The following is a 12062-nucleotide window of genomic DNA, read 5'->3' as shown; positions in this document are numbered from 1 at the left end:
GGGCGCTGATGTTGCTACATTTCACCAAAATGCACGGCCTGGGTAACGACTTTATGATGGTCGATGCCGTAAGCCAGAATGTGTTTCTGACCAAAGAGCAGATTAAAGCGCTGGCGAACCGCAATACCGGCATTGGCTTTGATCAGCTGCTAATGGTAGAACCACCCTATGATCCTGAGCTGGATTTTCATTACCGTATTTTTAATGCCGACGGCTCGGAAGTAGAACAATGCGGTAATGGCGCGCGCTGCTTTGCTAAGTTTGTCCGCGCCAGGGGTTTAACCAATAAGCATAAAATTGGCGTTAGCACCAAATCCGGCAAAATAATGCTGTATGTTGAGGCCGATGGCCAGGTTACGGTAAATATGGGTGTGCCCCAGCTGGACCCGGCACGGGTGCCGTTTAAAGCACAAAAACAGGAAATAACCTATATACTGCGCGCAGAAGAACACACTATTCTTTGTGGCGTAGTTTCAATGGGCAACCCGCATGCCGTGGTAGAAGTAGACGATGTCGGCACGGCGTTGGTGCACCAGCAGGGCCCATTGTTTGAACACCACGAACGCTTCCCTGAGCGCGCCAATATTGGTTTTATGCAAATAGTCGCCCCAGGCCATATTAAACTGCGGGTATGGGAGCGCGGTGCTGGCGAAACGCTGGCCTGCGGTACAGGCGCTTGCGCCGCCGTAGTGGTAGGCCAGTTACAAAAAAAATTACAGCAGCAGGTACGGGTAGATTTACCCGGCGGCAGCCTGCAAATTCGCTGGAACGGCCCGGGCCAACCGGTAAAAATGACCGGCCCGGCAGAACATGTTTATGACGGACAAATACAGCTATGACAGATAGCCTTACCAAGGACAAAGACCTGCTGGCCGCCCATGTGGTGTACGACTACCTGCAGGATCACCCGGAATTTTTTCAGCAATACCCACAGCTGCTGGCCAGTTTACGCCTGCCACATCAGCAGCGCGGCAGTGTGTCGCTGGTAGAGCGCCAGCTTGAGCTACAGCGCGAGAAAATTCAGGCGCTGGAAGACGACATTACCCGGTTAATGTCGGTAGCAAGGCAAAATGAACAAATATTTCTGGCCTTTAACCAACTACAGGCACAATTGCATCAGGCCACCAACCTGCAGGATGCCGAAACCAGCCTGCAACAATTTACTGCCGCCATGCCTTATGTACAGGAATGCCGGTTACTGCGCTTTAGTGACGAGCAAAGCCGTAACCCGTTTCAGTTGTTGCTGTCACGCCGGCTCAACCAGCACGGTATTTATTTAGGCCGGTTAAATAAAGAAGAACAACAGGGTTTGTTTCCCTCGCATATTCACTCGGTGGCGCTGATCCTGATCAGTAGCCAGCAGCAACCGCTGGCCTTACTGGCCTTTGGCAGCGAGCAGGACGATCACTTTCAGCCATCAATGGATAAGCTATTTATCAGCCATCTGGCCAGCATTTTAGCCCAGTTGTTACCGGGTTATGACGCAGCCTGACACCCCGTTATCGCCGCAGTGGCAACAGCCGCTGCAGGCGTTTTTACAGTATTTGCAATTTGAGCGCGCCTACAGCAGCAAAACGCTGGACAGTTATCAACGCCAGTTACAGCAACTGGCGCTGAGTATTACTGATGCAGATATGCACTGGCTTAATATCACAGAAGATCAGTTAAAACAGCATATTATCGGCCTGCGCCGCAGCGGCGCTAAACCACGTACCATAGCGTTAAAAGTGGCAGCCTTACGTAGTTTTTACCGCTATTTGCAGGCGCAGGCTAAGCGCACAGACAACCCAGCGCAGTATTTATCAGTACCCAAGGCCGCACGCAGCCTGCCGAAAAACCTTAATGTGGACCAGCTAAACCATCTGCTGAGTTTTGACAGCAATGAGGATATTCTCGCCTGTCGTGATAAAGCCATGCTGGAATTGTTCTACTCGTCCGGTTTACGGCTGGAAGAGCTGGTAAATGCCGATATCAGCGATATTGACTGGCAACAGCAACTGCTGCGCGTTACAGGTAAAGGCAGTAAACAGCGGATAGTACCGGTGGGTAAAATTGCGCTGGCCGCTTTACAAGACTGGTTAAAACAACGCCCGGCGTTTACGGCAAAGCTGCCGCAAGAAGATGCCAATGCGTTGTTTATCAGCAAACAGCATAAACGCATCAGCACCCGCCATGTGCGCGAACGGGTGCAGTTATGGGCGAAACAACAGGGTTTAAACCAGCATGTACACCCACATATGCTGCGCCACTCGTTCGCCAGCCATATGCTGGAATCCAGCCAGGATTTACGCGCCGTGCAGGAACTGCTCGGCCACGCCAACCTTAGCACCACTCAGGTATACACCCATCTGGATTTCGCCCACCTGGCTAAAGTGTACGATAACGCCCACCCCAGGGCAAAGAAGAAATCCAGCTGATCTGACTGATACAACCAGAAGCAGAATCGATTTGCTCTAAACCAACCGTTGCAGGCCAGGATGCTGACAAATTCGCCAGGAGCGAATTTGAACAGCGAAGCTGGTCCACCGGATAAACTTCACGGATGAAGTTTATAATCGAGCCTACAGGGATGTATTTACGGCGTGTTGGTGTGGGCAAACCGGTTCGGCTTACGCGTCCGGACTAATGACGTGAACAACAAAACGCTCGGCAGAACCGGGCGTTTTCTTTGTTACTCCGCCTTAGTTAAAGCGTTTGGCCAGTAAGTTATCTATTGAGGCTTTACCGGCGCCGCTAAACAGCAATGATACGCTGGCCGCTAACAGGGCTAAACCAAATTCGTAGCCATTGTTACTCATAAACATACCGTTTGGCAGATGCACGGCAACAATCGCCACCAGCATAGCAATGCTTAGTGCCAGGGCGGCTGGCCGGGTTAACAGGCCCAACACCAGGGCGATACCACCGAAAAACTCTGCGGCCCCGGCTAAAAACGCCATTACAATGCCTGGCGATAAGCCTATGCTGTCCATCCAGCCGCCAGTACCTTCCAGGCCGTAGCCGCCAAACCAGCCAAACAGTTTTTGCGCACCGTGCGCGGCAAAGATAATACCAACCGGAACCCGTAATGCTAAAGCAGCGAAGCCAGCGTTTGAGCTTAAAATTTTGTTTACGATTGAAGTAGCCATAATGTCACCTGTCAAATTGTTTAAAGTTAAGTTTACTGCCTCTCGACAGCACTCTTTGCGTCGATGTAGTCACTATAGCCAAATAATTTTTGCGGCAAAAGCGCAATGTTTTGACTACACTATTCAAAATATTTGAATTTAGCTTTAAATGAGCCTGCTATGCATAACGTACTGAGTTTAGACGCTTTAAGAGCACTGGATGCGATAGAGCGCAAAGGCAGTTTTGCCGCCGCCGCTGAAGCGCTGTATAAGGTGCCTTCAGCCCTGAGCTACACCATTGCCAAGCTGGAGTCTGATTTAGGCGTGGCCTTATTTGACCGCAGCAAACAGCGGGCCCAGTTAACCCCTGCCGGGCAGTTACTGCTGGAGCAAGGCCGCACCTTGTTGCATGCTGCTAATCAGCTGCAAAATGCGGTAAAGCAGTTGGATACCGGCTGGGAGACCCAGCTGATGATTGCCAAAGACAGCATTATTCCGAATGCTCCACTGCTGGATGTAATTGGTCAGTTTCTGCAACTGGGCAAAATTACCCAGGTATTGGTAAAAGAAGAAGTGATGGCCGGCGGCTGGGAAGCGCTACAAACCGGCCGGGCCGATATCGCCGTTGGTGTATCCGGCGATTTACCTAAAGGCCAGTTTAATTTGCTGCCACTGGGCGAAGCAGAATTTGTGTTTGCCGTAGCGCCACATCATCAGTTGGCGGCGCTGGATCGCATTGTCGATATTGAAGATGTGCAGCAGTTTGCCGCTATTGTGGTGGCCGACTCCGCGCTGGACGCACCCAAGCGCTCGTCCGGCTTGTTCGATACCCGCCAGCGCGTTATTGTCAGTAATATGCAGGCGAAAATAGACGCGCAAAAACAAGGCCTGGGTATAGGCTTTGTGCCACGCCATCTGATCAGCGAAGAGCTGGCACGGGGTGAACTGATTGCCAAAGCCAGCAGTATACCCAGAGACAAAGTGCCGGTGTACATGGCATGGCAAAAACACAGCCAGGGCCAGGCGTTAAGCTGGTTTAGTCAGTACCTGGCGGCAGTAAACTGGCAGCAGGTATTTCAGCCAGCAACATGGTAGCGAATATGCAATTATTTAAAGCACTGAGCCCGGTTAGCGTATTGTCGTTTGATTTAGACGATACTTTGTACGACAACAAACCGGTTATCGACGCAGCCGAACAGGCTATGCTGAGCGCTTTGGCACAACAGGCTCCGGCCAGTAAAGCCACAGACAGTGCGTTTTGGTGGCAACAGCGCTTAAAGCTGGCCAGTATTGAACCTGAGATCCGTCATGATATTGGTCGCTGGCGCCTGCTTGGCATTGAAGCCGGCCTGCTTGAATTGGGTTTGGCCCGCCCTGAGGCGCGGCGCGTTGCTGAACATGGTTATGCTGCTTTTCTTGATGCCCGTACCAGGATCACCCTGTCACCCGAAGTAACGCAGCTACTTTCTGCGCTGGCAAAGCAATATCGTTTAATCGCCATTACCAATGGTAATGCCTGTATTAATAAAATGGGTATCGGCGAGTTATTTGCATTCAGTTTACAGGCTGGCCCTGATGGTCGGATGAAACCCTATGCCGATTTATTTATGACTGCCGCCGCACGCTTACAGGTGAAGCCTGCGCAAATACTGCATATTGGCGACAGCCACCGTGCCGATGTGATGGGCGCGCTAAACGCCGGTTGTCAGGCTGCATGGCTGGATCACTATCAAGGCGCTATAACTGTTTTGCCGCATATTCGCCTGACAGACGTATCGCAATTATCCGCGTTGTTGTGATCTAACAATCCTAACGGCAGGGCAGGCACCGAATAGCATGCCGGCGTACCAGCCAGAGCACAACATCTGGGGCGCCTGTCGATTTACCGCAACGCCAATCGACTATCGTTAATTTTGTTTATATTACTCAACGCTATTGGCCTTGCCAAAACACCAGGCTCCCCTCGCCTTATCCCTGGCAGGTTTAAACAAGGAATACAGTGAATGTCTGATTACTCTACCCATGCGCCACAGTCGCGTATTTCCACCGGTGAATTTACCTTACTGGTGGCGCTTATGATGTCTGTTGTTGCCATCTCTATTGATGCCTTATTGCCGGCACTGGATGCTATTCGTGCTGACATTGCGATGAGCCATCCGAATCAGGCGCAGTTGGTGGTCAGTGCGTTGTTTTTCGGGATGGCAATAGGCCAGCTGATTTGCGGCCCTTTGTCAGACGCTACCGGCCGCAAGAAAGTGCTGAACGGTGGCATAGCACTGTTTTTAGTGGGCACAGTAATTTGTTATTTCGCTAATGATATCAACAGCTTGCTATTGGGTCGTTTTATCCAGGGTTTAGGGGTTTCCGGCCCTTATGTTTCGGCTATTTCTATAGTGCGGGATAAATACTCCGGCAATGATATGGCGCGTATTATGTCGCTGGTGATGATGATTTTCGTTATGGTGCCGGCATTAGCGCCCAGCCTGGGGCAGGCCGTGCTATGGGTAGGCACATGGCGTGATATTTTTCTGCTTTATGTCGGCTATGCGCTGTTAATCGTGGTGTGGATTTTTGGGCGCTTAGAAGAAACCTTGCCCAAACCGCATCGTATCCCGATGAGCAAAAAAGGCTTTGCCGAAGGCTTTAAAGAAGTTATCCGTAATGTACCCACTGTCTGCTACATGATTTGTATGGGATTGTTTTTTGGCAGCTTTATTGGCTACCTGAATTCGTCACAACAAATTTTTCAGGACTTATTTAAAACAGGCGAGCTGTTCACCCTGTACTTTGGCTTGCTGGCGATTGTGTTTGGCGCAGCCTCTTTGGTTAACTCGCGCTTGGTGCAAAAATGGGGCATGCAGCAATTATCCACCGGCGCTGTCTGGGGCATTGTTGTCAGCTCAGCACTGTTTTTAGTGCTGCATTTAGCTATTGAAATACAGCTGTGGATGTTTTTACTCTACGCTGCAGTGCTGTTCTTTTGTTTTGGTCTGGTGTTTGGCAATATCAACGCAATGGCGATGGAGCCTATGGGCCATGTGGCAGGCATAGCTGCCGCTATTATTGGTTCTGTGTCATCCATTATGTCGCTGTGTATAGGCACAATCATAGGCCAGATGTATAACGGCAGCCTTATTCCGGTGACGGCAGGTTTCTTTATTTTTGGCTGTATCAGTATGGCAATTCTAACCTTTACCAATACCTATAAAGCAAAACATCAACAGTAACAACAGCATGCAGAGCCATCATTTGACTAACTGGTTATATATCCACTAACTGCGCTTGGCGTGCACAGCCAGGCTGCTATAATGGCCGCCACTGTGCTTAGCGAGACTTTCTGATGGATGTATCTTACCTGCTGGACGGGCTGAACGATAAACAACGCGATGCGGTGGCAGCATCACCGCAACATATGCTGGTACTGGCCGGAGCCGGTAGTGGCAAAACCCGCGTGCTGGTGCATCGCTTAGCCTGGTTAATGCAGGTAGAACGGGTAGCGCCTTACAGCTTGCTGGCGGTAACTTTTACCAATAAAGCCTCGCAGGAAATGCGCAGCCGGATTGAAAGCACCATAGGCGTCAGTTTAAACAACCTGTGGATGGGTACCTTTCATGGTTTGTCGCACCGTATGCTACGGGCGCATTACCAGGAAGCCGGTTTACCACAGGGCTTTCAGATCATCGACAGCGACGATCAGTACCGGCTGGTAAAGCGGGTATTAAAAGCGCTGAACCTGGATGAAAAGCACTGGCCGCCCAAGCAAATTCAGTGGTTTATTAATGCCCGTAAAGATGACGGCCTGCGCCCCGGCATGATCGACGCCGCCGGCGATTTCAGCCTGCAGCAGATGGTAAAAATTTATACTGCTTATCAGGATATGTGCGACCGCGCCGGTTTAGTCGACTTTGCCGAAATACTGCTGCGCAGCTTTGAGCTGTTAAAACAGAACAGTGAAGTACGCGGCCATTATCAGCAACGTTTTCGCCATATCCTGGTAGACGAGTTTCAGGATACCAACGCCATTCAATACCAGTGGCTGCGGCTGTTAGCTGGCAGCAGTGCCAAAGTGATGATTGTGGGTGACGATGACCAGTCTATTTATGGCTGGCGTGGTGCCCGGGTAGAGAATATCCAAACCTTCTTAAAAGACTTCCCCGATGTAGAAACCGTGCGGCTGGAGCAAAACTACCGCTCTACCGAAACCATTTTAAAAGCCGCTAATGCGGTGATTGCCAATAACACCGATCGCCTGGGTAAGGATTTGTGGACCGACGGCGCTCAGGGCGAAGTGATATCACAGTACACCGCCTTTAACGAGCTGGACGAAGCGCGTTTTATTGTTGGCCGCATCCGTGATTGGCACAAACAGGGCGATCGCTTAAGCGAAGCCGCGATTTTATATCGCAATAACGCCCAATCGCGGGTACTGGAAGAAGCATTAATTCAGGAAGGTTTACACTACCGTATTTACGGCGGCCTGCGCTTTTATGAGCGCCAGGAAATTAAAGATGCGCTGGCCTATCTGCGCCTGTTGCATAACCGCCAGGATGACGCCGCACTGGAGCGCGTTATTAATACCCCGGTGCGTGGCATTGGCGATACTACGTTAAATAAAGTACGTGAACACTCCCGCGCCCAGCAGCAAACACTGTGGCAAAGCCTGCAGCAAATGCTGGCGCAAAAACTGCTTACCGGTCGCGCCGCCTCTGCCATCGATAACTTTATGCAGTTAATTGAACAGTTGGATACTCAGGTGAAAGAGTTACCGCTGCACGAGCAAGCCGAACATGCGATTAAGCAGTCTGGTTTATATGCCATGTATCAGGCAGAAAAGGGCGAGAAGGCCGAAACACGGATTGAAAACTTAAACGAACTGATCACCGCTTGTCAGAACTTTGATGAGCGCCGCGCCGAGGATATGACACCGCTGGCGGCGTTTTTATCACAAGCCGCGCTGGAAGCCGGTGAGTACCAGGCCGAAGAGCACTCGGATGCGGTGCAGTTGATGACATTGCACAGCGCCAAAGGCCTGGAGTTTCCGCTGGTGTTTATCTGCGGCCTGGAAGAAGGCATGTTCCCCAGCCAGCAAAGCGGCGACGACCCGACCCGGTTAGAAGAAGAGCGCCGGTTGTGTTATGTCGGTATGACACGGGCAATGAAAAAGTTGTATTTAACCCATGCCGAAAGCCGTCGTTTGTATGGCCAGGAGCAATACCATAAACCGTCACGCTTTATCCGTGAAATTCCGGCGGAATACGTAGAAGAAATCCGCCTGACCACTCAGGTTAGCAGGCCCACCCAATTTAACCGCTTTGGCAGTGCCGCCTCGCATGTCGCCTTTGAAAACACCGGCTTTAAGCTGGGCCAGCGCGTACTGCACGATAAATTCGGCGAAGGTACCGTGCTGAACTATGAAGGCACCGGCAGCCAATCGCGGATTCAGGTGAATTTCGACGATTTAGGCAGCAAGTGGCTGGTCACGGCTTATGCCCGATTGCAGGCGGTTGGCTAAATGCCTGTAACTGCGCTGCTGGCTCAGCTACAACAGTGGCAGCAACAAGCCGCGCAGTTACATATCCGTTTGCCGGTTATTTGGCAGGGATCACAAGATAACCTGCTATCACACGCAGCGGTGTTGCTCAGCACTATTAGCTACGACAAGTTGTATTGGCTTGGCACTGAGGCGCCTGCCGATGCCGTTAACTTAACCGGCAAACAAAATTATCAGCTGCTGGGCAGTGAATGCGATGTGTTAGTGGTCAATGCGTTCAGCGGCTTTAATGCCGATCTGGTGGCAGCATCAGCCGGCTGCGTTAAAGCCGGTGGCATCTGGTTGTTGCTCTGCCCGCCTTTTGCAAAGTGGCAACAGCAAGCGAACCCGGCACATAAAAGCCTGTTACCTTACCCGCTGGATGCCGCCACGCATCAGGGCGGTTTTTTATCCTTCTGGCTTACTCAGTTACAACAGCAAAATGCGCTTTTTATTAATGAGCAACATGCCACAGAGCTGCTAAGCTGGCCAGCCATGGCACAGCCCAATCAGGCCACAGCACCTTGCATTACCGCAGAGCAACAAGTGGCTGTTAAGGCTATCTTGTATGTGGTTAGTGGCCATCGCCGCCGTCCACTGGTGCTGACAGCCGACCGTGGCCGTGGTAAATCTGCCGCTCTGGGGATAACCGCTGCACAGCTGGCTGCAGCAGGTAAGCAAATTATACTTACCGCGCCTTCACCACAAGCTGCGGCTACTGCCTTAACGCATTTTTCGCAGCACGTTCCGGCCGCACAGCAGAGTAACCTGCAGTTTATTCCGTTTGATGAACTGCTACGCAGCACTAAAACCGCCGACCTGTTATTAGTCGATGAAGCGGCCGCTATACCCACGCCGGTGTTGCAACAACTACTGCAACGTTTTAGCCGCATTGTATTTGCCACCACTGAGCACGGTTACGAAGGCACAGGCAGGGGCTTTCAGCTGCGTTTTCAGCAGTATCTTAATCAGCAATGCCCAGGCTGGCGCAAACTGCAAATACAGCAACCCATCCGCTATCAACAGGCCGATCCACTGGAGCAATTAATCTTTAATTGCTTTTTGCTGCGCCAAAGCAGCAATGAACTGACATATTCCGCGAAAGATAAAATCAGCGCACTGACTTATCAGGCGAAAGATTGGCTGAATAATACCAACAAACTACAACAGGTATTTAGCCTGTTAAGCCTGGCGCATTACCAGACTCAGATTAAAGATCTAGCCGCCTTGCTGGATAACCCCCGCCTGCAGGTCGTTACGCTGGAGCAAAATAGCCAGGTGCTGGCCTGTGTGTTAATTAGTAGCGAAGGCGATATTCCGCCAGAGCTGGCGCATCAGATATATCTGGGTGAACGCCGTGTACAAGGCCATTTGTTGGCACAAAGCCTGGCATTTCACCTTGCTCAACCTGAACTTGCCAGCTTAAGCTTATGGCGAATAATGCGGATTGCCGTACAGCCAGCCCTACAAAAACAAGGCCTGGGAACAAAACTGCTTGGGTTTATCAGCCAACAGGCCGAACAGCAAAACATCCGCTATCTTGGTACCAGCTTTGGCGTTAGCACAGAGCTGTTACAGTTTTGGCAGCGCAATGGTTATCAGGCCATACGCCTGGGAGTCAGCTCAGATAAAGCCAGCGCAGAATACTCCATACTGATGCTAAAACCCGTTACCGCAGATGGCGAGGTCGTACAACAACTTAACCGGCAGTTTGGCCATAACCTGTTTCTGACATTATCAGGTCAGTACCCGTTACTGAATACCAGACTTGCACTACAATTGGCGACACCCTTGCCAGATATTCCGGCACTAACAGAAGCTGAATTAAAGCAATTAGCGCTTTTTTGTCGCAATCAACGGCCTTACGAGTTGATTGAGCCTATTCTGCAACGCTGGTTTTGCAAGCACTACCACGCCTTGCCGCCAGAGTTAGCAGCACCACTTTGCAGCCTTTACTGGCAACATAGCAGTTGGCCTGCTCTACTTACACAATATGGTTTTAACAACAAAAATTCCGCATTAGCACTTTTTCGCCAACATATCGCAAAACTGATATCTGCGGCAATATAACCACGACGGGTAATCAACGCTGCCATTGCTTCCTTTTTTCGGTCAATCAGGCTAAGGTGCAACCATTCTGTAATGGGTACTTATTCTATATGATCTCTATTATTCCGCTGCTGAGCGTTTTATCCATGCCGGTTACTACGGCAAGCTTTTCAGGTTCAGAGCGCACAACGCTACAATCAGCGATCAGCAGTGCGCTTTATTCAGAAGAAATTCACCGGTTTTATCAGCAGTGCAAGCAAGCAGATATAGACCTGGCAGATTCAGCATCGACCCCAGATAATCAGCGCTCAAAGCTTCAACAACTGCTGCAACAAAAAGTGCATAGTACAGATATCCAATATTTACTTAATGCAGATCCAAAGCTGACTGCAGATCTTAAGCAAAATATATTAACGCTGAAAGATTGCGCTGACGCTGTAGCATTTCAAACGCTGCAGGATAGCTATGACTTAGCCTTATTTTCACTTGAAATAGCCACACCGCTGAGTAAGCCTCTTAGTGATAAAAGCTCGGTTAGCGCATCGCAAGTCAAGCAGGCGCAACAGCAGACACTCGCCTTGATAGAAAGTAGCCACGCCATCGCCTGGGCCAATGTGGCAGACAGGCAGCAGTTAAGAGCAGTGCAGCAAGCTAACTACCTACACCCAGGCTATCAAGGTCGCTATGTTTTTAAAGTTCAGCACGGATGGCGTGGTAACACTGGCCACTATCTGGGCATGCATATTTTTGTCAGCGATGCTGATATTGATAAAACAGCTAAGCAGTGGCTGATTTTTTTGGACAAAAATGGCCACTTTATTAATGCATTAGAGGCAGAACAAGCGTCTGATCACCTAAAAGCACTGCAAAATGCCGATTGGCGTTATGATGTGCACGGTAATCTGCATCGCAATTGATGCCATAACAAGCCCGCTGAGCGGGCTTTTTTGTATCTTTTCGGTCATTTGTTGTGACTTGAATTGCAATAAGCGCAAAGCAAAAAGCCCAACTCTTGCGAGTCGGGCTTTGCTTAATTGGGAGCCTGGCGGTGAACTACTCTCGCATAGCGAATGCTACACTACCATCGTCGCAGCTGCGTTTCACTTCTGAGTTCGGAATGGGATCAGGTGGTTCCACAGCGCTATTGCCACCAGGCAAAAAACTGTCGGGAACAGTTTTTAATGCACTTTAGTGCAGCCCGCTTGCGGGTCAATTCCAGGATAGGAATTGATAAAAACCGTTGCCATTATTTAGCAAGCTTTCGTAGTTAACACACTGTATCTCTAAAACATCTTGGGCGTTGTATGGTTAAGCCTCTCGGGCAATTAGTATGAGTTAGCTTAACGTGTCACCACGCTTCCACACCTCACCTATCA

Annotated in this window: 10 protein-coding genes and 1 rRNA gene; 9 read left to right on the top strand and 2 right to left on the bottom strand. The window is 50.3% G+C overall.

All coding sequences use genetic code 11. The features are described 5' to 3' along the window. The first annotated feature begins 8 nt into the window (after positions 1 to 8). The 3 genes from dapF to xerC are packed head-to-tail and all read left to right on the top strand — an operon-like array spanning position 9 to position 2417. Positions 9 to 839 carry a diaminopimelate epimerase gene (dapF, locus tag BLW68_RS19585; RefSeq protein ID WP_068237721.1) on the top strand — a complete coding sequence of 277 codons (831 nt, stop codon included), beginning with the start codon at positions 9 to 11 and terminating at the stop codon, positions 837 to 839. Continuing rightward, a complete protein-coding gene (locus BLW68_RS19580; RefSeq protein WP_068237724.1) occupies positions 836 to 1492 on the top strand; it encodes a DUF484 family protein in 657 nt (218 codons plus the stop codon). The genes dapF and BLW68_RS19580 overlap by 4 nt, the downstream gene beginning before the upstream one ends. After that, positions 1479 to 2417 (top strand): tyrosine recombinase XerC, encoded by a 939-nt coding sequence (gene xerC / locus BLW68_RS19575; RefSeq protein WP_092796864.1) that lies wholly within the window; start codon positions 1479 to 1481, stop codon positions 2415 to 2417. Before BLW68_RS19580 ends, xerC begins: the two co-directional genes overlap by 14 nt. A gap of 264 nt (positions 2418 to 2681) precedes the next feature. Here xerC and BLW68_RS19570 read toward each other — a convergent pair whose 3' ends face one another. Next, positions 2682 to 3128: a DoxX family protein gene (locus tag BLW68_RS19570; RefSeq protein WP_092796862.1), complete on the bottom strand. Its 447-nt coding sequence runs from the start codon at positions 3126 to 3128 to the stop codon at positions 2682 to 2684. Positions 3129 to 3287: 159 nt separating this feature from the next. On the opposite strand from BLW68_RS19570, the gene BLW68_RS19565 reads away from it, so the two are divergent. From BLW68_RS19565 to BLW68_RS19540, 6 genes are all read left to right on the top strand, one after another. After that, entirely contained in the window at positions 3288 to 4202 is a 915-nt protein-coding gene (locus tag BLW68_RS19565) for a LysR family transcriptional regulator (RefSeq protein ID WP_092796914.1), read from the top strand. Positions 4203 to 4207: 5 nt separating this feature from the next. After that, positions 4208 to 4906: an HAD-IA family hydrolase gene (locus tag BLW68_RS19560; RefSeq protein WP_092796912.1), complete on the top strand. Its 699-nt coding sequence runs from the start codon at positions 4208 to 4210 to the stop codon at positions 4904 to 4906. 204 nt (positions 4907 to 5110) lie between these two features. Beyond that, positions 5111 to 6334 carry a multidrug effflux MFS transporter gene (locus BLW68_RS19555; RefSeq protein ID WP_092796860.1) on the top strand — a complete coding sequence of 408 codons (1224 nt, stop codon included), beginning with the start codon at positions 5111 to 5113 and terminating at the stop codon, positions 6332 to 6334. 113 nt (positions 6335 to 6447) lie between these two features. After that, positions 6448 to 8619 (top strand): DNA helicase II, encoded by a 2172-nt coding sequence (uvrD, locus tag BLW68_RS19550; protein WP_092796858.1) that lies wholly within the window; start codon positions 6448 to 6450, stop codon positions 8617 to 8619. Further along, the gene (locus tag BLW68_RS19545) at positions 8620 to 10707 is read left to right on the top strand and encodes a tRNA(Met) cytidine acetyltransferase TmcA (RefSeq protein WP_092796856.1); all 2088 of its coding nucleotides are present in this window, start codon (positions 8620 to 8622) and stop codon (positions 10705 to 10707) included. An 89-nt stretch (positions 10708 to 10796) separates the two neighbouring features. Then, entirely contained in the window at positions 10797 to 11603 is an 807-nt protein-coding gene (locus BLW68_RS19540) for a hypothetical protein (protein WP_092796854.1), read from the top strand. Positions 11604 to 11726: 123 nt separating this feature from the next. Here the strand turns inward: BLW68_RS19540 and rrf are convergent. Continuing rightward, positions 11727 to 11841, bottom strand: a 5S ribosomal RNA gene (rrf, locus tag BLW68_RS19535). Between the last annotated feature and the right edge of the window lie 221 nt (positions 11842 to 12062).

The sequence above is a fragment of the Rheinheimera pacifica genome, assembly GCF_900108485.1.
In the GTDB taxonomy this organism is placed as follows: Bacteria; Pseudomonadota; Gammaproteobacteria; order Enterobacterales; family Alteromonadaceae; genus Alishewanella; species Alishewanella pacifica.
This window is presented reverse-complemented; position numbering and strand designations above follow the sequence as displayed.

Excerpts from the sequence above, each read along its gene's own strand:
- BLW68_RS19565 (WP_092796914.1), top strand. The coding sequence starts at position 3,288 with ATGCATAACGTACTGAGTTTAGACGCTTTAAGAGCACTGGATGCGATA.
- BLW68_RS19570 (WP_092796862.1), bottom strand. The coding sequence starts at position 3,128 with ATGGCTACTTCAATCGTAAACAAAATTTTAAGCTCAAACGCTGGCTTC.
- dapF (WP_068237721.1), top strand. The coding sequence starts at position 9 with ATGTTGCTACATTTCACCAAAATGCACGGCCTGGGTAACGACTTTATG.
- BLW68_RS19580 (WP_068237724.1), top strand. The coding sequence starts at position 836 with ATGACAGATAGCCTTACCAAGGACAAAGACCTGCTGGCCGCCCATGTG.
- BLW68_RS19545 (WP_092796856.1), top strand. The coding sequence starts at position 8,620 with ATGCCTGTAACTGCGCTGCTGGCTCAGCTACAACAGTGGCAGCAACAA.
- BLW68_RS19555 (WP_092796860.1), top strand. The coding sequence starts at position 5,111 with ATGTCTGATTACTCTACCCATGCGCCACAGTCGCGTATTTCCACCGGT.
- BLW68_RS19560 (WP_092796912.1), top strand. The coding sequence starts at position 4,208 with ATGCAATTATTTAAAGCACTGAGCCCGGTTAGCGTATTGTCGTTTGAT.
- xerC (WP_092796864.1), top strand. The coding sequence starts at position 1,479 with ATGACGCAGCCTGACACCCCGTTATCGCCGCAGTGGCAACAGCCGCTG.
- uvrD (WP_092796858.1), top strand. The coding sequence starts at position 6,448 with ATGGATGTATCTTACCTGCTGGACGGGCTGAACGATAAACAACGCGAT.
- BLW68_RS19540 (WP_092796854.1), top strand. The coding sequence starts at position 10,797 with ATGATCTCTATTATTCCGCTGCTGAGCGTTTTATCCATGCCGGTTACT.